The sequence below is a fragment of the Sphingopyxis sp. P8 genome, from assembly GCF_020622175.1.
Classification (GTDB): domain Bacteria; phylum Pseudomonadota; class Alphaproteobacteria; order Sphingomonadales; family Sphingomonadaceae; genus Sphingopyxis; species Sphingopyxis jiangsuensis.
Genome location: NZ_JACNMK010000001.1, coordinates 1092435 through 1112692 on the forward strand (window position 1 = coordinate 1092435; position 20258 = coordinate 1112692).

Annotated in this window: 18 protein-coding genes; 4 read left to right on the plus strand and 14 right to left on the minus strand. The window is 63.9% G+C overall.

Annotated features, from left to right (window positions below; translation table 11 throughout):
- Positions 1 to 2: 2 nt before the first annotated feature.
- The 10 genes from H7692_RS05330 to rpsB all read right to left on the minus strand — a co-directional run bounded on the left by H7692_RS05330 (position 3) and on the right by rpsB (position 10649).
- Positions 3 to 686, minus strand: a complete 684-nt coding sequence (locus H7692_RS05330; protein WP_201926527.1) for an OmpH family outer membrane protein — start codon at positions 684 to 686, stop codon at positions 3 to 5.
- Positions 686 to 3361: an outer membrane protein assembly factor BamA gene (bamA, locus tag H7692_RS05335; RefSeq protein WP_222135706.1), complete on the minus strand. Its 2676-nt coding sequence runs from the start codon at positions 3359 to 3361 to the stop codon at positions 686 to 688. The genes H7692_RS05330 and bamA overlap by 1 nt, the downstream gene beginning before the upstream one ends.
- A gap of 71 nt (positions 3362 to 3432) precedes the next feature.
- On the minus strand, positions 3433 to 4566 hold the full coding sequence (rseP, locus tag H7692_RS05340; protein ID WP_201926531.1) for an RIP metalloprotease RseP: 1134 nt from the start codon (positions 4564 to 4566) through the stop codon (positions 3433 to 3435).
- Positions 4559 to 5722, minus strand: a complete 1164-nt coding sequence (locus H7692_RS05345) for a 1-deoxy-D-xylulose-5-phosphate reductoisomerase (RefSeq protein ID WP_222135705.1) — start codon at positions 5720 to 5722, stop codon at positions 4559 to 4561. Before H7692_RS05345 ends, rseP begins: the two co-directional genes overlap by 8 nt.
- Position 5723: 1 nt before the next feature.
- Positions 5724 to 6401: a phosphatidate cytidylyltransferase gene (locus H7692_RS05350; RefSeq protein ID WP_222135704.1), complete on the minus strand. Its 678-nt coding sequence runs from the start codon at positions 6399 to 6401 to the stop codon at positions 5724 to 5726.
- Positions 6401 to 7093 (minus strand): polyprenyl diphosphate synthase, encoded by a 693-nt coding sequence (uppS, locus tag H7692_RS05355; protein ID WP_261312206.1) that lies wholly within the window; start codon positions 7091 to 7093, stop codon positions 6401 to 6403. The genes H7692_RS05350 and uppS overlap by 1 nt, the downstream gene beginning before the upstream one ends.
- Positions 7094 to 7207: 114 nt before the next feature.
- Positions 7208 to 7762 (minus strand): ribosome recycling factor, encoded by a 555-nt coding sequence (gene frr / locus H7692_RS05360; protein ID WP_201926537.1) that lies wholly within the window; start codon positions 7760 to 7762, stop codon positions 7208 to 7210.
- Between the two features lie 14 nt (positions 7763 to 7776).
- Positions 7777 to 8508, minus strand: coding sequence for a UMP kinase (pyrH, locus tag H7692_RS05365; RefSeq protein ID WP_222135703.1), 732 nt, complete (start codon positions 8506 to 8508; stop codon positions 7777 to 7779).
- 235 nt (positions 8509 to 8743) lie between these two features.
- Positions 8744 to 9670 carry a translation elongation factor Ts gene (gene tsf, locus H7692_RS05370; RefSeq protein WP_201926540.1) on the minus strand — a complete coding sequence of 309 codons (927 nt, stop codon included), beginning with the start codon at positions 9668 to 9670 and terminating at the stop codon, positions 8744 to 8746.
- 133 nt (positions 9671 to 9803) lie between these two features.
- Entirely contained in the window at positions 9804 to 10649 is an 846-nt protein-coding gene (gene rpsB / locus H7692_RS05375; protein WP_201926542.1) for a 30S ribosomal protein S2, read from the minus strand.
- A gap of 320 nt (positions 10650 to 10969) precedes the next feature.
- On the opposite strand from rpsB, the gene H7692_RS05380 reads away from it, so the two are divergent.
- Entirely contained in the window at positions 10970 to 11230 is a 261-nt protein-coding gene (locus tag H7692_RS05380; RefSeq protein WP_201927355.1) for a hypothetical protein, read from the plus strand.
- Here H7692_RS05380 and H7692_RS05385 read toward each other — a convergent pair.
- Positions 11214 to 11987, minus strand: a complete 774-nt coding sequence (locus H7692_RS05385) for a CDP-alcohol phosphatidyltransferase family protein (protein ID WP_201926544.1) — start codon at positions 11985 to 11987, stop codon at positions 11214 to 11216. The two genes, H7692_RS05380 and H7692_RS05385, sit on opposite strands and share 17 nt — an antisense overlap.
- A 3-nt stretch (positions 11988 to 11990) precedes the next feature.
- Positions 11991 to 12725 (minus strand): phosphatidylserine decarboxylase, encoded by a 735-nt coding sequence (locus tag H7692_RS05390; protein WP_201926546.1) that lies wholly within the window; start codon positions 12723 to 12725, stop codon positions 11991 to 11993.
- Between the two features lie 120 nt (positions 12726 to 12845).
- Here H7692_RS05390 and H7692_RS05395 point away from each other — a divergent pair, with 120 nt between their 5' ends.
- A complete protein-coding gene (locus H7692_RS05395) occupies positions 12846 to 14060 on the plus strand; it encodes an NADP-dependent isocitrate dehydrogenase (protein ID WP_201926549.1) in 1215 nt (404 codons plus the stop codon).
- Between the two features lie 101 nt (positions 14061 to 14161).
- Positions 14162 to 15952: a cation:proton antiporter gene (locus H7692_RS05400; RefSeq protein ID WP_201926551.1), complete on the plus strand. Its 1791-nt coding sequence runs from the start codon at positions 14162 to 14164 to the stop codon at positions 15950 to 15952.
- 39 nt (positions 15953 to 15991) lie between these two features.
- Here the strand turns inward: H7692_RS05400 and H7692_RS05405 are convergent, their stop codons facing one another.
- Positions 15992 to 18844, minus strand: a complete 2853-nt coding sequence (locus H7692_RS05405; RefSeq protein WP_227339879.1) for a M16 family metallopeptidase — start codon at positions 18842 to 18844, stop codon at positions 15992 to 15994.
- Positions 18845 to 19010: 166 nt separating this feature from the next.
- Here H7692_RS05405 and H7692_RS05410 point away from each other — a divergent pair, with 166 nt between their 5' ends.
- The gene (locus tag H7692_RS05410) at positions 19011 to 19883 is read left to right on the plus strand and encodes a carbon-nitrogen hydrolase family protein (protein ID WP_227339880.1); all 873 of its coding nucleotides are present in this window, start codon (positions 19011 to 19013) and stop codon (positions 19881 to 19883) included.
- Positions 19884 to 20017: 134 nt separating this feature from the next.
- Here the strand turns inward: H7692_RS05410 and H7692_RS05415 are convergent, their stop codons facing one another.
- Positions 20018 to 20257, minus strand: a complete 240-nt coding sequence (locus H7692_RS05415; protein ID WP_227339881.1) for a hypothetical protein — start codon at positions 20255 to 20257, stop codon at positions 20018 to 20020.
- Between the last annotated feature and the right edge of the window lies 1 nt (position 20258).

Here is a 20258-nt window from a genome sequence, read left to right on the forward strand (position 1 = left end):
GATTAGCGCGTCGTCGGCTGGCTGCCGGTGGGCGCGGGCGCCGCGGCGCCCTGCGCTGCGCGCGCCTGGTCCATCAGCTGCTGGTTGCGCTGCTGCACCAGCTGGCCCGGCTGGTATCCGGCCGGCGGCGTGATCGACACGTTGGGCAGGATGCGGTTGAGTTCGGTCACGACGGCATCGGTGATGTCGACGTTATTCTCGCGCGCGATCACCGCTTCCGGATTGACGAGAAGGTCGACCTTCTTCGCCGTCATCGCGGCCTTGATCGCTTCGTTCATGCGCAGGCTGATCTGGTCTTCGACATAGGCGATCGCGAGGTCGACGGGCGCGCCGATCTGGCCCAGTTCGGCCGAGGCGGCCTGGCGCTTGTCCTGGACGGCCTTGCCCGCCGCCTGGATTGCAGCCTGGTTGGCAGGCGTCTTCTTCACCTCTTCATTATATTTGGCGACGAGGACGTTGAGTTCGGCCTGAAGCGTCTGTCCGCGCGTCTGCTGCTGATCGATCGTCGCCTTGTAGGTCGTTTCGATCTGCTGCGTGGCGACGGTGAAAGCATTGGACCGCCCGGCAGCGGCGCGGACATCGGCGACGGCGACCGCGCGAGCCTGCGCCACGGCGGGCGCTGCGAACATGGGTGAAACGGACAGGCCGGCAATCGCCAGCGCCGAAGCGGCAAAAATTTTCTTCATCAGAATTGGGTTCCTACATTGAATGAGAAGCGTTTGGTATCATCGCCCTCTTCTTTGCGAAGGGCGTAAGCGAAGTCGATCCGGAAGGGACCGAAAGGCGAGTTCCAGTTGACCCCGGCGCCGATAGAGACACGCGGCATCCACGTATCGCCGAAGAAGCGTTCTTCGAACGGGGCGAGTGATGAGAAGCCGGTCGGACAGGACGTGTACTGAGCCCCGAGCGGCTGGCCATTGTTGTCGACGGGTCGCGTCGCGAATTGCTGCGTTCCGGTCTGGGCATTGCGGCACAGATTCTTGGTGATGCCGTCGCTCGGATCGCGGAAATCGGTCAGGGTGGTGAGCGTCGGGCGCTTGACGCCAAAGACCGAACCCACATCGAGGAAGACCGAGGGCCGCAACCCCAGTTCCTTTGCTCCCGTGCCGAGCGGAATGTCGACCTCGAGCCGACCCTGATAATATGCGCGGCCGCCGAGCGCGTCGTCGATCAGGCCGTTGCGATTGCTGAGGCTGGTGTCGAGGACCGGGTTCATCGGGTCGGTAAGGTCGACATTGCCGTAACGGATGACGCGCGGGCCAATGCCGCGAATGTCGAAGCCGCGCATTTGCGGTTCGCCAAGGAAGAAGCGGTCGGTCAATCGAACCTTGTCGCTCGTCGGCGTCGGGCGCCCGCCGAGCGGATAGATATAACCGCCTTCGGCCGAGATATTGAGGATGAACCGGCTGCCGAGGTTGAAGTGCTTGCTCGCCGCGGCGCGGGTGCGGACATATTTGACGCTGCCACCAAGGCCCGCGAAATCCTGACTGATCGACGCCGACTGGCCGCGTGTCGGACGCAAACGATTGTCGCGGTCGTCATAGGCGAGCGTGAATCCGACCAGCGAGGTCGTGCGCTTTCCGATCGCGTCGCAAAGATAACGCCCCGCGACGAGCGGGTCGCAATTGTCGCCGAAGAAATAAACGCTGCGGTCGAGCGTCACATCGTCGTAATTCAGGCTGTACCGCACAAACAGCGACATATATTCGGTGAGCGGCACGCCCGAGTTGATCTGGAAACCCGTCGTAACCTGCTCAAAGGTCGTGCGGCGATCGTTGCCGATGAAGTTGAACGAGTTCAAATCGCGGCGATAGACGCTGCCGCCGATCGAGATGTTGCGGTCGAGCAGATAGGGTTCGGTAAAGCCGAGCTCGACCGATTTCGAATAGCTCGAATAATTGACCGACGCCTGCAGCTGCTGGCCGAGGCCACGGAAGTTGCGCTGGCGGATCGAACCCTGGAGCAAGAAATTCTCGATCGACGAAAAGCCAGCCGACAGCGACAATTCGCCCGTCGGCTTTTCCTCGACATTGGTTTCGAGAATGATGCGGTCGGGCGCGCTGCCCTCCTTGCGCTCGATCTCCAGATTCTCCTGGAAAAAGCCAAGGCTGTTGATGCGGTTCTCGGTGCGCTTGACGGCAAAGCTGTTGAAGGCGTCGCCTTCGTTCAGGCGGAACTCGCGGCGCACGACCTTGTCGTGGGTCAGCGTGTTGCCGTTGACGTCGATCCGTTCGACATAAGTACGCGGCGATTCCGCAACGTCGAACGTGATCGCCATCGTGCGATTTTCGGGGTCGCGACGGAACTGCGGATTGATGTCGGCAAAGGCATAGCCGAACAGGCCCGCCGTTTCGCTGAGGCTTTCGACCGTATCCTCAACAAGCTTGGCGTTGTACCAGTCGCCCTCTTTCATGGGCAGCAGCGTCTTCAGCGCTTCCGGGCGGAAGTCACGGATTTCGCTCTTCACGTCCACGTCGCCGAACTTGTAGCGCTCGCCCTCCTCGACGACATAGGTGATGATGAAGTCCTGCTTGTTGCTCGTCAGCTCTGCGACCGCCGAAATGACGCGGAAATCCGCATAACCGTTCTGCAAATAGAAAAGACGCAGCTTCTGCTGGTCATAGGCAAGACGGTCGGGGTCGTAGCTGGTGTTCGACGACAGGATCGTCAGCAACCCCGTTTCCTTGGTTGCCATCTCGTCCTTGAGATCGCCGTCGCTGAACTTCTCGTTGCCGATGATGTTGATCTGGCGGACCTTCGACTTCGGCCCTTCGTTGATTTCGAAGACGACATCGACGCGGTTCTGGTCGAGCTGGACCATCTTGGGTTCGACAGTCGCGGCGAAGCGGCCCTGCCGCTTGTAGAGCTCGATGATGCGCGCGACGTCGGCACGGACCTTCGAACGGGTGAAGATCTGGCGCGGCGACAGTTTGATCTCGGGACGGATCTTGTCTTCCTTGAGCCGCTTGTTGCCTTCGAGGATCACGCGGTTGATCACGGGGTTTTCGGCAACCTGGATCGTCAGCGCGCCATTGTCGTCGCTGATCTGGAAATCCTTGAACAATTCGGTCGCCGCCAGATCCTTGAGCGCCTGGTCGAGCGTCGCGCGGTCATAGGACTGGCCGACGCGCAGGCGGAGATAGGACAGGATGGTCTGCGCCTCGAGCCGCTGGTTGCCCGTGACGGTAATCGACCGGATCGTCGATGCGGCAGGCTGGCTGGTCTCGGCGGGCGCCGGGACGACCGGCGGAGCGACCTCTTGCGCCATCACCACCGCGGGCCATGTCAGCATCGTTCCGGCCAGAAAAAGCGCCGAAAGCCGCGTCCGTGCCGTGTTATTTTGTGAAGCCACGCTGTTCATCCCGCAAAATCTTCTAAATAGCGACGAACCCGCGACGTCGCGGGTTCGGCGCACTCCCTGCCCCAGTCCGGCTATCCAATCAAGCGCGCGATCCCGTCCCACACGCCAATTGAGCCCAAATCGTTGAAAGTCACGACCAGCATCAACGTCACGATGGCGACAAAGCCAAAGCGAAACGCCCATTCCTGCGCCACCGCGGGCGCCGGACGGCGACGGATCGCCTCATAGCCGTAGAAAAGCAGATGTCCTCCATCAAGCATCGGCAATGGCAACAGGTTGATGAACCCCAGATTGATGGAGACCAGCGCGACAAAGTAGATAAGAACGCCAACCCCCAATGAGGCGGCCTCGCCCGAAGTCTTCGCGATCTTGATGGGGCCGCTCAGATCCTTGATCGACCGGTCGCCGCCGAGCAATTGCCCTAGCACCTCAACGGTCTGGCGAACGATTTGGGTCGTCTGGCGGATCGCGATCGCCGGCGCCTCAGCAAGCGGCGCGCGTTCATATATCGGCGCGGTTGCCGCAATGCCGATCACGCCGCGCTCGATCGGATTGCCGAAGCGGTCCTTCTCCTTCACGAGGCGCGGGGTCAGACGCACCGTCTGTTCGCTTCCGTTGCGCTGGATGCGCACGTCCATCGCCTCGCCGGGCCGGTGGATGACCGACATCAAGATGTCGTCGAATACCTTGATGGTGCGGCCGTCGATCGCGACGATCCGGTCGCCCGGCTGCATGCCCGACGCGGCGGCGGCGGAACCCGGCATCACCATGCTGGCAACAGGGGGGGTGGTCGGCGTTCCGACAAAGGCGGCGAAACCGGCGAGAATCAGGATGGCAAACAGGAAATTGGTCACCGGCCCGGCAGCTACGATCAGCGCGCGTTTCCACACCGGCTGCGCCGGAAAGGTGTGCGAACGCTCGGCGTCGGGGAGCGATTGCCATTCGGCGTCGGGCTGGCTTACCGCGTCGCGGTCGCCCGCGAACTGGACATAGCCGCCGAGCGGCAACCAGCCGATTTTCCATTCGGTGCCGCGCTTGTCGGTCCAGCCGAGGATGCGCCGCCCGAAGCCGATCGAGAAGGTTTCGGCTTTCACCCCGCACCAGCGTCCGACGATGTAGTGGCCATATTCGTGCACGAAAACGAGCGGCCCGAGCACGAGCAGAAAGGCAAGGATGGTGAACCCGATACCGGGAGATTCAAGCATGTTCGAAACTGTCCACAAATGTCTGCGCGGCCGCACGTGATGCCGCATCGACGCTGAATATGTCCTGAAGCGACGCGGGAGGCGGCGGCGCTTCGGCCTCCATCACGCTGCGCACCGTATCGACGATGGCGGGAAAGCTTATCCGCCCGGCAAGGAAGGCCGCGACCGCAACCTCGTTCGCCGCGTTGAGCTGCGCCGGGCGCGCGCCGCCCTCGGTAATGGCCGCGCGGCACAGCGCGGTTGCGGGAAAGCGGTCCTCGTCGGGCGCCTCGAAATCGAGCCGCGCGATGCTTGCAAGGTCGAGCGGCGCGCACGGTGTCGCCATCCGCTGCGGCCAGGCAAGCGCCGAGGCGATGGGGATACGCATGTCGGGCGAACCCAATTGCGCGAGCGTCGAGCAGTCGACGAACTCGACGAGGCTGTGGATCACCGATTGCGGGTGAACCAGGATATCGATGCGATCGAGCCCGACCGGAAAAAGATGATGCGCCTCGATAAGTTCGAGGCCCTTGTTCATCATCGTTGCCGAATCGACGCTGATTTTCGCGCCCATCGACCAGTTCGGATGCGCGACCGCCTGCGCCGGCGTGACGGTCGCCATGTCGGCGGCGCTCATCGTGCGGAACGGGCCGCCGCTCGCGGTCAGGATGATGCGGCGTACTTCGGACAGGCGCCCGCCCGCGAGGCACTGGAAGATGGCATTATGTTCGGAATCGACCGGCAGGATCGTCGCTCCCGAGGCACGCGCCGCCGCGGTCATCAGTTCCCCGGCCGAAACGAGCGCCTCCTTGTTCGCAAGCGCGACATCATGCCCTGACGCGAGCGCCGCCATCGTCGGTGCAAGACCGGCAGTTCCGACGATCGCCGCCATGACGAGATCGGCAGGTCGCTGCGCTGCCGCGACGAGTGCGTCGGCCCCGGCGGCCACTTCGACGCCGGTGCCCGCCAACGCGTCGCGGAGGGCACCATGGCAGCTCTCGTCGGCGACCACCGCCAGCTCGGGTCGAAACTCGCGCGCCAGCCGCGCAAGCTCGGCGACATCGCAATTGGCGGTGAGCACCGAAATGCGCCAAGCCTCGCTGTCGCGGCGCACAAGATCGAGCGTCGATTGCCCGACCGACCCCGTGGCACCGAAAAGGGCGAGGCGGCGCGTCATGTCAGCCTGCGGCCCGAACCGTCAGCGCGCCCGCCATCGCCAGCGCGCCAAGCAGCAACGCGACGGGCAACAGTCCGTCGACGCGGTCGAAAATGCCGCCGTGGCCGGGGATGAGCTTGCCCGAATCCTTGACGCCGGCACGACGCTTCATCCAGCTCTGGCCAAGATCGCCCATCTGCGCGAGCAGGCCGACGAACAGGCCGATCGACAACGGGACGCCGACGATGCCCGCCCGGTCGCCGATGCTCGCGCTCGCGATCAGGGCAGCGACCATGCCGCCGATGAGTCCTGACCAGGTCTTCGACGGGCTGATCGTCGGCGCCAGCCGCGCGCCGCCAAAGGCACGCCCTGCGAAATAAGCGCCGATGTCGGTCGCCCAGACCATGCCGAAGACCCAGAGCGCGGCCGTCATGCCAAGCTTTTCGCGGATGAACCAGAGCCCCGCGACCGCGCCGACAATGAACAGCGGGCCAAGGATCGTGAGCGCGGCCTTTGCACCGCCCCCCTGTCCCATCGCGCGCACGAGCGCGAGCCACTCGACAATGACGAGCGCGCCGCCGACGAGCAGCAGCAGCCCGAACGCCAGCCCGCCGAACCACAGCGCAGCACCGGCGATGGCGAACAAAATGATCGCCGATCCGACCCGCGTCCAAAGATCCGACTTCACCGCAGTCGCCATCACAATCCCCCATAGCGGCGTTCGCGCCGTTCAAACTGATCGAGCGCCGCCTTCAAATCGTCCGGTGTGAAGTCGGGCCACAGCCGGTCGGTAAAGTAAAGCTCGGCATAGGCCGCCTGCCACAGCAGGAAGTTCGAAAGCCGCACCTCGCCCGAGGTGCGGATAAGCAGGTCGAGCGGCGGCATGTCGGCGGTGTCGAGATGCGCCTCGATAGCGTCCGCCGTGATCGCACCCGCCGCCGCGGCCGCCTGCGCCGCGCGAACGAGTTCGTCCTGCGCTCCATAATTGAGCGCAACGGCGAGCGTCGTGCGCTTGTTGCCCGACGTGCGGTCGAGCGCATTTTCGATGAGCGCGACAACATCGGGAGCAAGCGCGCGCCAGTTGCCGATGACTTTCAGCTTGACGTCGTTCGCAGCAAATTCGTCGAGGTCGGACAGAATGAAGCGCTTCATCAACCCCATCAGGTCGCTGACTTCATCTTCGGGGCGCTTCCAGTTTTCCGACGAAAAGGCATAGAGCGTCATCGCCTCCAGCCCCAGATCGCCCGCGGCGCGAACGATCGTCCGCACCGCCTCGACCCCTGCGCGGTGCCCGGCGACGCGCGGCAGGTGGCGTTTCTTCGCCCAGCGGCCATTGCCGTCCATGATGATCGCGACGTGACGCGCGCGGTTTTGAGTATCAGACACCGACAGAACCCGATTCCGTTCGCCGCGAGCCAGTCGAAGGGCCGTTCTTTCCTTTGCCAGAAAAGGACGGGGCTTCGACAAGCTCAGCCTGAACGGCTGAGAGGTGAGCCCGGAAACGCACTAACCCAAGATTTCCTTTTCCTTGGCGCTCGCCGCCGCGTCGATTTCGGCAATCGTCGAATCGGTCAGCTTCTGGACTTCAGTCTCATGACGCTTGCGCTCGTCCTCGCTGATTTCCTTCTTATTCTCGTCCTGCTTCAGCCCGTCCATCCCGTCGCGGCGGACGTTGCGAACGGCCACACGCGCTTTTTCAGCATATTGGCCGGCGAGTTTCGACAGCTCCTTGCGGCGCTCCTGCGTCATTTCGGGGATCGGGAGGCGCATCATCTGCCCATCGACGATCGGGTTGAGACCGAGGCCCGCCGAACGGATCGCCTTGTCGACCGGTCCGACATTCGCCTTGTCCCACACCTGAACCGTGATCATGCGCGGTTCGGGGACACTGATCGACGCGACCTGGTTGAGCGGCATCTGCGCGCCATAGACTTCCACCGTCACCGGGTCGAGCAGCGCAGCATTGGCGCGGCCCGTCCGCAGGCCCGCCAGATCGTGCTTCAGCGATTCGACCGCGCCGTGCATGCGGCGCTCGAGGTCGGCCTTGTCATATTTTGCCATCTATCGTTCCTCTCTCAATCGCTTCGGGCAGCGTCGCCGACGACGGTGGCGACACCCTCGCCCGCCAGTACGCGCGCCAGATTGCCGGGTTCGCGAATATTGAACACGACAATGGGAATATTGTTGTCGCGGCACAGTGCCACAGCGCTCGCGTCCATCACTTTCAGATTATCGGCGAGCACGCGATCATAGCTCAATGTATCGTAACGCACCGCGTTCGGATCTTTCTTCGGGTCGGCGTTGTAAACGCCGTCGACGCTGGTGCCCTTCAATAGCGCGTCACACTTCATTTCGGCAGCACGCAGCGCAGCGCCGCTATCGGTCGTGAAATATGGCGCGCCGACGCCCGCGGCAAAGATGACCACGCGGCCCTTTTCCATATGGCGCTCGGCGCGGCGGCGGATCACCGGTTCGCACACCTTGTCCATTTCGATCGCCGACTGGACCCGCGTCTCCACCCCCAGTTGCTCCAGCGCATTCTGCATTGCGAGCGCGTTCATCACCGTCGCGAGCATGCCCATGTAATCGGCCTGCGCGCGGTCCATGCCCTTGGCCGCCCCCGCCATGCCGCGAAAGATATTGCCGCCGCCGATGACGAGGCAGATTTCGAGCCCGCGATCCTTCGCCGCCTTCACCTCGGCGGCCATGTTCGCCACTGTTTCGGGATCGATCCCGAACGGCGTCGCGCCCATCAGCGCCTCGCCCGACAATTTGAGCAAAATGCGTTTCATGCCGGGCAATGCCATGTGCGGGGGAACCTCTTGCCAATTCTCTATATGCGAATGGCGCGCACCCTAGAGCGGGCACGCGCCATTGCCAAGCGGACTGCCACACCCCGCGATCGCCCTCCCCGCTTTCGTCACCCCGGACTTGATCCGGGGTCCATCTGCCCTCGAAGGCCGGAGTGGATGCCGGATCTAGTCCGGCATGACGAAGCAGAGGAAAACGGCGCCCTGCGGGCCAGCAGTCCAATTCTGCGGATCAGACGCCGGCGGCAGCCGCGACTTCGGCGGCGAAATCGCTCTCTTCCTTCTCGATGCCTTCACCGAGCTGGAAGCGGACGAAGCCCTTGAGCGTGATCGCCGCACCGACATCCTTGCCCGCAGCCGCGACGACCTCTGCAACCGGGGTCTTGCCGTCGATCACGAACAGCTGCGACAGCAGCGCATTTTCCTTGCGGAACTTGGCGATCGAACCGTCGACCATCTTGGCGACGATGTCGGCAGGCTTGCCCGACTGGGCGGCCTTTTCTTCGGCGATCGCGCGTTCGCGCGCCACCAGGTCGGCGTCGAGCTCGTCGCCGTTGAGCGCAAGCGGGTTGGCGGCTGCGACATGCATCGCAAGCTGCTTGCCGAGCGGTTCGAGCACGTCGGCGCCCGCCGTCGATTCGAGCGCGACGAGCACGCCGATCTTGCCCATGCCGGGCGCGGCGGCATTGTGGACATAGCCGGTGACGACGCCCGAGCCGACCGAGACGATTGCGGCGCGGCGCAGCGACTGGTTTTCGCCGATCGTCGCGATATTGCTCGTCAGCTTTTCGGCGACGGTGCCGCCGGTCGGATAGGTCGCGGCGCCCAGCGCTTCGATGTCGGTGATGTTGCCGGCGAGCGCGACCTGCGTCACGTCGCGGACGAAGTCCTGGAACTGTTCGTTCTTGGCGACGAAGTCGGTTTCGCTGTTGACTTCGACCATCGCACCGCGCGTGCCGTCGGTCGCAACGCCGACAAGTCCTTCGGCGGCGACGCGGCCGGCCTTCTTGGCGGCGGCGGCAAGGCCCTTGGTACGCAGCCAGTCGATCGACGCTTCGATGTCGCCGTTGTTTTCGGCGAGCGCCTTTTTGCAGTCCATCATGCCGGCGCCCGTGCGGTCGCGCAGTTCCTTGACGAGTGCAGCCGAAATCTCAGCCATCGGATATTCCTTTCAAAAAGGGGCAGGCCGTCATCGGCCTGCTGTCCGCCGCGCGCATGGCGGCGTGATAAGTCAATACTATGACCGGGACGGCGCGGACTCGCCGCGCCGTCCCGTCACACGCGAGCGGCGCTCAGGCGTCGCTCTGGCGTTCGGTCTCGGCTGCCGCTTCGGCGGGAACCTGTTCGTCCTCGGTCGCCGGAGCAGCGTCGGCCGCCGGGGCTTCCTCGGTCAGCGCGGGCTCGGCGACAGGCTCGACGGCAGCGCCAAGGTCTTCGCCGCGATCGGCGCGGGCCTGCTGGCCGCCGCGGGTCGCCGCTTGGGCAACCGCATCGCAATAGAGGCGGATTGCGCGCGCCGCGTCATCGTTCGCCGGAACCGGGAAAGCGATGCCGTCGGGCGAGACGTTCGAATCGAGGATCGCGACGACGGGGATGCCAAGGACATTGGCTTCCTTGATCGCCAGCTCTTCCTTGTTCGCGTCGATCACGAACATCACGTCGGGGATGCCGCCCATGTCGCGGATGCCGCCGAGCGACATTTCGAGCTTGTCGCGCTCGCGCGTCTTGTTGAGCACTTCCTTCTTGGTGAGGCCCGAGGTGTCGCCCGAAAGCTGCTCTTCGAGCGTCTTGAGGCGCTTGATCGAGTTCGAGATCGTCTTCCAGTTGGTGAGCATGCCGCCCAGCCAGCGGTGGTTGACGAAATGCTGGCCCGACGCGCGTGCCGCATCGGCGATCGGTCCCTGCGCCTGACGCTTGGTGCCGACGAACAGCACCTTGCCGCCCGCGGCCGAGGTCGACGAAATGAAGTCGAGCGCGCGCGCAAAGAGCGGCACGGTCTGCGACAGGTCGAGGATGTGGATGCCGTTGCGCGCGCCGAAGATGTACGGCTTCATGCGCGGATTCCAACGGTGGGTCTGGTGGCCGAAGTGCGCGCCGGCCTCAATAAGATTCTGCATCGTGACGACAGGAGCCGCCATAGTCTTTCTCCTTCCGGTTAGTCCTCTGAAAGGCAAGAACCGAGGCATCCGTCGGGGGATGGACCCGGCACCGGTATGTGCGCCTTCCATGTGGAATGGGCGGCCCGTTAGCGGCTTCGATCAGGAAAAGCAAGGCCCCGGCGCGCGATTTACGGCGCCAGATCGCCCGCACAGACACACGCATTGCCGCTCGATCCGGCGACAATCCGACTCGGTTCGTCGCAAAACCGTTGAGAACAAACCACGAACATGCAACAAAAACCGCTGCAAAGCCGTAGTTTCGCAAAAGCGCTTCGCCACGAAGCCGAAAGGACAAGATGATGGTTCAGGTCGCTGCCGCTCTCCTTTTCGCCATTGCCGCCGGTCTTGGCGTCACGGTCATTCTTGCGATGCTCCGCAGCAATGCGGACGCGATACTCTCCGCACTTCTCGGCGAAGGCGCCTTCACCTCACCCGCTGCGCCGGGACCGGTTTCCGATGGAAAAGCTATCAAATTGCGCGCCGCACCGGTGCGGCGCTTGGGAACTCACCGTAGCCGCGCTCCCTCGCGCAGCGTGAAGATCGTCAGCCACGCCGCCTGACGCGCGCGTAGCTCGCAATGCCGAAAGGCAGCAGCACCAGATAGATCGCGCTGACCGCAAGCAGCGTCCACCAGGGCGCAGTAATGAGCGCCGCGCCGAGGAGGCCGATTCCCGCAAGTGCGAACAAACGCCACGACCGACGTAACCGGAACGACGACCAGCTGTAGGTCGGCAGCGCCGAGATCATCAGCATCGCGACGCCGAGGGCCCACGGCATGACGACGAACCATTCGCGAAACCAGCCATTGCCGGTGACGAGCCACAAATAGATTGGCACGAACGCAAGTCCTGCCCCTGCAGGTGCCGGAATGCCGGTCATGAAGCCCGCCGACTTGTGCGGCTGGAAATCGGAATCCATACGCGAGTTGAAGCGCGCAAGGCGCAGCGCGCAGCAAACGGCAAGCGCAAGCGCCGCGGTCCAGCCGAACTTCGGCGCGTCGGTCAGCGACCAGAGGAAAAGGATCATCGCCGGCGCCACGCCGAACGCAATCACGTCGGATAAGGAGTCGAGTTCGGCGCCGAACTTGCTCTGCGCGCGCAGCAGGCGAGCGATGCGGCCGTCCATCCCGTCGAGCACCCCGGCAAAAATAACGGCCGCCACGGCAATTTCGAACTGTCCGCCGATCGCAAAGCGGACCCCCGTAAGTCCGAAGCAGAGCGCGAGCACCGTGATCGCATTGGGCGGAAAGGCACGCAGGCTGATCCCCCCGATGCGGCGCCCCGCGGCATCCGCCGGCGGATGATCGGCGTCGGTCACGCGTTATTGTCCTATGCCGTCGATAGTCTCCGACGTCCCGATCCGCGCCACGATCGTTTCGCCCGCGAGCGTTCGTTGCCCAAGGAGAACCTGAGGCGTCGTGCCTGCGGGAAGATAAACATCGACGCGGCTGCCAAAGCGGATCAGTCCGACCCGCTGCCCGGTCGCAAGCGTCGCGCCCATGCTGACGAAGGGCAATATCCGCCGCGCGACGAGGCCTGCGATCTGGGTAAAGCCGATCCGTACCCCGTCGGCGCGTTCGACGACGAAGTGCTGACGCTCATTCTCCTCGCTCGCCTTGTCGAGGTCCGCGTTCACAAATTTGCCGGGAATATAGACCAGCTTTTTCAGCGTCCCCGCCATTGGCGTGCGATTGATGTGAACGTCGAACACGCTCATGAAAATCGACACGCGCATCATCGTTGCTTCGTTCAGCCCATCGGGACCGGCGATTTCAACCGGCGGGGCGACTTCGGCAATCTGTGTGACAAGGCCATCGGCGGGGGCGATGACAAGATCCGCGCCTGTCGGCGTAATCCGCACCGGGTCGCGAAAGAAGGCGCCGACCCACGCGGTGATGCCAAGCATCAGCCACCCGGCAATCCCCCAACCCAAAAGCCAGAAACAAAGGGTAACGATCCCGGCGATCAGCAGGAATTTGCGTCCCTCGGGATGGATTGCCGGCCAGCGCCATTTGATGCCGCCGCCCGGACGATTGGATGATATACTATTGGACATGGCGGCCTTCTAGGGCGCGCGCCGGGCATAGACAATGGGATACGCACCGCGGCAGTTGAACATTCGTGCGGCATTGCCTAAGGCGCCCTGCATTCCGACTCCCCAAGAAAAGGCAGCAGCATGGGCAAGATCAAGGTAGCCAACCCGGTCGTCGAACTCGACGGCGACGAAATGACCCGGATCATCTGGCAATGGATCCGCGAACGGCTCATCCTGCCCTATCTCGACATCGACCTCCATTATTACGACCTCGGTATCGAGGAGCGCGACCGCACCGACGATAAGATCACCGTCGACGCCGCAAACGCGATCAAGAAATATGGCGTCGGCGTCAAATGCGCGACGATCACCCCCGACGAGGCGCGCGTCGAAGAATTCGGTCTTAAAAAGATGTGGAAGTCGCCGAACGGCACGATCCGCAACATCCTGGGCGGCGTCGTCTTCCGCGAACCGATCGTGATGAAGAACGTCCCCCGTCTTGTCCCCGGCTGGACCGACCCGATCGTCGTCGGGCGCCATGCCTTCGGCGACCAGTATCGCGCCACCGATTTCCGTGTCCCCGGCCCCGGCAAGCTGCGCCTGGTGTTCGAGGGCGAGGACGGCCAGACAATCGACGAGGAAGTGTTCCAGTTCCCTTCGTCGGGTGTCGCGATGGCGATGTACAATCTCGACGATTCGATCCGCGACTTTGCGCGCGCCAGCCTGAACTATGGCATCGCGCGCCAATGGCCGGTGTATCTGTCGACCAAGAACACGATCATGAAAGCCTATGACGGGCGTTTCAAGGATCTGTTCGAGGAAATCTTCCAGAGCGAATTCAAGGCGAAGTTCGACGAGCTCGGGATCACCTATGAGCATCGCCTGATCGACGACATGGTCGCATCGGCGCTCAAATGGTCGGGCAAGTTCGTATGGGCATGCAAGAATTATGATGGCGACGTCCAGTCCGACACCGTCGCGCAGGGATTCGGCTCGCTCGGCCTGATGACCAGCGTGTTGATGACGCCCGACGGCAACACCGTCGAATCCGAAGCCGCGCACGGTACCGTGACCCGTCACTATCGCATGCACCAGCAGGGCAAGGCGACCTCGACCAATCCGATCGCGTCGATCTTTGCCTGGACCGGCGGGCTCAAGCATCGCGGGAAGCTCGACGACAATGCGGCCTTGGTGAAGTTCGCCGACGACCTCGAAAAGGTCTGCGTCGCAACCGTCGAGAGCGGCAAGATGACCAAGGACCTCGCCCTGCTCATCGGCCCCGACCAGAATTGGCTGACGACCGAGGGCTTCTTCGAGGCAATCGTCGAAAATCTCGAAAAGAAAATGGGCGCCTGATCATATGAACGCCGCCCCCGCAAACGCGGGGACGACGTTAAATCGTCGGTTCCATAACACAACCTAGCCAATCGGGGCCGGCCCGCATAAGGTCGGCCCCTATGGTCTCGGAAAGTGATACGTCGGCGATCGGCAACGCCCTGGTCGTACTCGGTGCCGCAGGCATCGTGATCCCCGCATTTGCGCGCTTTCGCATATCGCCCGTCATCGGTTTCATTCTGGTCGGCTTGCTCGTCGGGCCGTCGGGGTTGGGCGCGCTCGCGCACGACTATCCGTGGCTTGATCATGTCACGATCGGATCGACCGAGGACATCGCGCTTTTTGCCGAATTCGGCATCATCTTGCTCCTTTTCTCGATCGGGCTCGAACTGTCGTTCCGCCGCCTGTGGCAACTCCGCCGGCTCGTCTTCGGGGTCGGCGCGACCGAACTGACGCTCGGCGGGGCCATATTGGGCAGCGCGCTGCTCTTCTTCGGCGATATGTCGCCGCCGGCGGCCTACGGGCTCGGCATCGCGCTCGCGCTTTCATCCACCGCGCTGGTAATGCCGATTGCAGGAACCAAGTCAGCGGTGGGGCGCGCATCCTTTTCGATGCTGTTGTTCGAGGATCTGGCAATCGTCCCGATCATCTTCATCCTCGGCGCCTTCGCCCCCAATCCGGCGGGCGACAACACGCAATTGCTGCTGACAACTTTGTGGCAGGGCGTCGCGGTCGTCGCGGCACTGGCGATCGGCGGCTGGTTCCTGTTGCCGCGCATCTTCGCGCAGGCCGCTCGCGCGAAGGACCCCGAACTCTTCCTCGCGGCGAGCCTGCTTGTTGTCATCATCGCTGCGCTCGCCACAGCGGGCGTCGGCCTGTCGCCGATCGTCGGCGCACTGCTTGCCGGTTTGATGATCGCCGAAACCGAATATCATGGCGAGGTCGAGGCGATCACCGCACCGTTCAAAGGGCTCGCGCTCGGGGTGTTCCTGATCAGCGTCGGAATGGGGCTGAACCTTGAAACCATCGTGAAGCAATGGCCGATGCTGATTGCGGCGGTGGTCGGCGTGGTCGCGGTCAAGGCAATCGTCACGGCGCTGCTGCTGCGTTTTTCGGGTGCGCGACAAGGCACCGCGGCCGAGGTCGGCCTGCTGATGGCAAGCCCGTCGGAAACCACCTTGATCGTCCTGACCGCTGCATTGCAGGCACAGCTCATCAGCCGCTCGACTGCCGAATTCTGGCAGCTTGTCACTGCGATCGGCCTGACGATTACCCCCCTGCTTGCACGCGTCGGCCACGACGTCGCGCGCCGGATCGAAATGGCAGGCGCCGAGCGCGAGGACGAGGCCATCCCCACGGCGCGCACGGTGATCGTCGGTTTCGGCCGTGTCGGTCGCACGGTCGCCGAGCTGCTGCGCGAACATGATCGCGCCTATGTCGCGGTCGATGCCGACATCGACACGGTCGCTCTGGCGCGTCGCGACGGGTTCAATGTGCGCTTTTCGGACGTCGCACGGCCGGGCGCGCTCGACAAGCAGGGGCTCGAACATGCCAATGCCATCGTACTGACGATGGACGACCCCGTGCAACAGCTGCGCATGACGCGCCAGCTCCGCAAGAAATATCCCGACCTGCCGATCGTCAGCCGCGCGCGCGATTCGGACCATGCAGCGGCGCTTTACGAAGCGGGCGCGACCGACGCCGTGCCCGAAACGCTGGAAAGCTCGCTGCAACTCGCCGAGGCTGTGCTGATCGACCTCGGCGTCGCGATGGGACCGGTAATTGCGTCGATCCACGATGTGCGCGCCAAAATGCGGCACGACATCATGACCAAAGGGCATCTGGAGCGCGAGCCGCGCATCAACCGGCTGCGGACGCCGCCGACGGGTGCGCAGCGGGCAACCGAAGACTAAACGCCTGGCGTCGGCCGCCGGGCGCTGCTGTCCCTGCGCCTACCGACCCCCGACCGCTGCCTTGCCTAGCGCCGACGCATCGGCAAGTGACATGCCCTGCGGCAGGATTGCCATCGACCATTGGCGGTCGGGTTTCAGATAGGCGCGTGCCAGCCGCTGGATGTCGGCCGCCGTCACGGCGCTGATATCGTCCTGAATCGTCAGCGCATTGGCGGCAACGCGCGGATCGCGCGTCGCGCCTTCGAGCAGGAACATCCAATAGACGTTGCCCGTCGAGGCGCGCGCAACCTGCTCGCGCAGCGGCCCGGCGTTGCGCGCCAGTTCATCGGCGCCGATCGGATTCGCGACCAGATCGGCGGCGATATCGCGAGCGATGGCGTAAAAACGGTCAATATCGCGCGGAGCCAGCAAGCTTCCGACGAGCAGATAGCCGCCGCTGCCCTCGAAACCGGTCGGCCAATAGCTGTCGACGACCGGGCCGTAGCTTGCCCCCTGCTCGGCGCGCAATCGGTCGAAGAGGCGGTCGTTGAAAATGGCGGCGAGAATGTCGAGACCGCGTGCATCGCGCGGCGATGCCAGCCCACCGCCCGTCGGCCATGCGGTCATCGCCGCCGCTTGCCCCTTTTCGCCGCGATGGAAGGAAATTTCGGGCGCCACCGTATGCGCGGCGAACTGGACACGCTGCCCGCTCGACGGAACGATCGGGGCACGCGGCGAAAGCGCACCAAATGTCTCGGCCAGCAGCGTCGTGTAATCGACGCCCTGCAGATCACCGAACAGCTGGACCTCGATCGGCCCGCTTGCCAGCCGCGGCTCCCAGAACTCGCGGAACGCCTCTGGCGTCAGCGCCTCGATCGCTGCCCGGTCGGGCGGCGACCAGCGCGCATCATTGCCCGAGAGCCACCCGCGCAAATGTCGATCGAGGACCGCATTGGGCGTCGCGTCGTTGAGGTCATAGCCGGTCAGAAAGCCGACGCGAAGCCGCTCCACGGGCGCCTTGTCCCAACGCGGATGGGCGAGCTTTCCGGCCATCAGTTTCAGCTGGTCGCGAAGATCAGCGGGTTTGCTTTCGGCTGTCAGCTCGAACGCGTCGTCGTCGATCGAAAAGCCAAGCTGTATCTGGCGACCATTGGTCAGTTGGTCGAGCTCATTCTGGCCCCAGGGACCCACCCCGCTCGCGACCAGCGCATAATCGCCCGTCCACAAAAGGTTCGGCGCATCGGCCGCGACGCTTCGATTCCCGGTGCCGAAGCGCACATTGACGCGCACCTTGCCCGGCTCAACGCGGTTGTTCGAAACGAGCGCCGTCACCCCGTTCGAAAATTCGATCCGTTCGGCACGAAGCCCCGGAAGCGGCGCGCTGGCAACAAGAGTGCCTGGCGTTCCAAGCGAGGGAAGCTGGGTGAAATCGGCAGCCACGCTCGTCAGCCGGTCATCGCGTATGGTCGCGGGCGCTGCAAGCGCCGCAAGCAGCGCCTTTTCTCCACCCTCGGTCGCCTTCGGACTGGTCAGGACGACCCGCGTCGCGTCGCCCCGGAAAACCGCCTTGCTTGTCGCCAGCATGACTTCGGGGGTTGCCGAGGCGCGGATCGCGCGGAACATATCGACCTGACCTTGCGGGGTCGACACCACCTCGTTGATGTCGACCGCCCGTACCAGATCGTCGGCAAGGCGCGCACCGGGTTCGTTGCGCGCATTCTCCAGCTCTTTCATCAAAAAGGCCTCGATCTCGTTCGCTTCGCGATCGATATCGGCCTGCGAGGGCGCGGTCGTAACAGCGTCTGCGATGACGCCCCGCACGTCGGCGAGCGCATCCTTCCAGTCGCCGAGCGGCACGATCTGCGTCAGCGTAATATCTGCGCTGCGGCTGATATATTCCTGTTCGACCGTCGCGACGAGATAGCTGCCGCCGGTGCGGGCACGGTTTTCGAGGCGCCGGTTGACCAGCGCCAGCGCGATGAACTCAAGGTAGAGACGACGGGTATTCTCGACCGTATCGACGCGCTTTATCCACGGCCGGATCATCGCCAGCGTCAGCGCGGCGGGCTGATTGGCTTCGACAATTTCCTTGACCACGGCAGCCTTGGGGTCGGGTTTTCCGAAATCCGGCTGGCGCGGCGCCGGGCCGTCGCCGCGCCAGTCGCCGTAATATTTCGCAATCAACCGCGCGAATTCGGCGGGATCGCCGTCCCCCACGATGACGACGACCGTGCGGTCGGGACGATACCAACGCTTGTGGAAGGCGGCGACAGCGGACGCGCGCGCGACCTCGAGCGAGGCGGGCGTACCGATTGGGGCGCGGTCGCCGAGCAACTGGCCTGCGAACAAATGGGCATTGGTCGCGTCGGCGATACGCCGCTGCGGACCGTCCGATTCGCGCAGTTCGGACAGGACGACGCCGCGCTCGGCGGCCACAGCAGCGTCGGAAATGCGCGGCTCGCGGATCATTCCCGCGAGCAGCTTCATGCTCTCGTCGAGATTGGCGCCCGTCGCACTCGGCAGGTCGAGTTGGTACACGGTCTGCGTCGGCGTCGTCTGCGCATTCGAATCGCTACCGAATGTGACGCCAAAGCGTTGCCAGATCCGCTTCGCCTCGCCGTCGGGAATATGTTCGGACCCGCGGAAGCTCAGATGTTCGAGCAAGTGTGCAAAGCCGCGCTCCTTGTCGGTTTCGAAGAGCGATCCGACGTCCATACGCACGCGGATCGAAACCTGCCCGGGAGGCACGCCATTGTTGCGCACCGCATAGCGCACGCCGTTCGGCAGCTCGCCGAACTGCCATGCGGCATCGCGCGGAATGTCGCTGCCCGCATAGAGCCAGCTCTGATTCTTGGCGCTTTGTGCGGCCGTCGCCATTTCACTGTCGGCGGGCGCCGCGAATGCCGCGGGCACCAGCAACAATGCGCTAGCTGCAAAAGCGGAAACAAGAATTCGGTGAGGGGCATGCGGCGCATGCGTCGGGGCGTTGGGCATCGGCGCATATTATCCTGTTCAAAGCTTGCTGGCCACTGAACTGACACGGCTTGTCGCACGCGCGCACTCGGCCTAGCGATAATCCATGACCGAGCCGACGCCCGATCCCGGATCGCCCACCGCGCCACCGCTTGCCGCGGCCGTCCAGATGAGGAGCGGGTTCGATCCTGCTGAAAATCTTTCCGTCATCGACCGCGCGCTCGGTGACGCTGCGGCAGCGGGGGCGGCGATGGCGTTTCTTCCCGAAATGTCCCTGTTGCTCGACCGTGACCGCGCGCGGTCGGCGGCATATATGGCCCGCGAAACCGATTCCCCATGGCCTGCGGCTTTGCAGGACATGGCGCGGCGTCACGGGATCTGGCTTCACAACGGCTCGATGCCCCTTCTCGCCGACAACGGCGCGCGGCGCGTCAATCGCAGCCACGTCATCGCAGGCGACGGCAGCATAAGGGCGCGATACGACAAGATTCACATGTTCGATGTCGATCTGCCGACGGGCGAGCGCTGGACCGAATCCGCAGCCTATGAAGGTGGAGGCGAGATCGTGGTCGTCGAAACTCCGATCGGCCAACTGGGCCTCACCATCTGTTTCGACCTGCGCTTTCCTGAACTTTTCCGGGCGCTGGTCGAACGTGGAGCCGACGTCATCGCTGTTCCCGCAGCCTTCACCGTCCCGACGGGTGAAGCGCATTGGCATGTCCTGCTTCGCGCCCGCGCAATTGAAACCGGATCGCATGTGATTGCTGCAGCACAACAAGGCACGCACGCCGACGGCAGGGCGACCTTCGGCCACAGCCTGATCGTCGATCCGTGGGGCGCGGTGCTGGCAGAGGCGGGCGACAGCGAAGACGCCTACCGTCTTGCCATAGCGCCCATCGCGCCGGGCGCCGTCGCTCGGGCGCGCGGTGGCATCCCGCTCGACCGCTCACGTCACGCCCGCTCGGCAAAATTCGACTAGCGGGGCGAAAGCCGAACCGCAGCCCCCGCCTGCTTCGTCAGGACGGCGCCAAAAGTCAGTAGCCCGTAATGCACAAAGGGCCCCGGGGAAGAAACCCGGAGCCCTTTGAAAATTTCGTTCTGATCAGCCGGTAATTACGGGCTGGTCGGGGTATCGTCGTTGTTGTCCGACGCGATGATGATGCCGCCAACAATGGCGACGAGTGCCACGAGCGCGATGATCCAGCTCGTGCCGCCTTCCAGCTCGCTCTGACCGTCGACGGTCGAGAACGCACGAGCGCCATCGACTGCGGGAGCAGCCGAAGCCACGACCGGAGCCGCGATCATCGAAGTCGCTGCGAGGGAGATCGCAACTTTCTTAAGCAGGTTCATCATA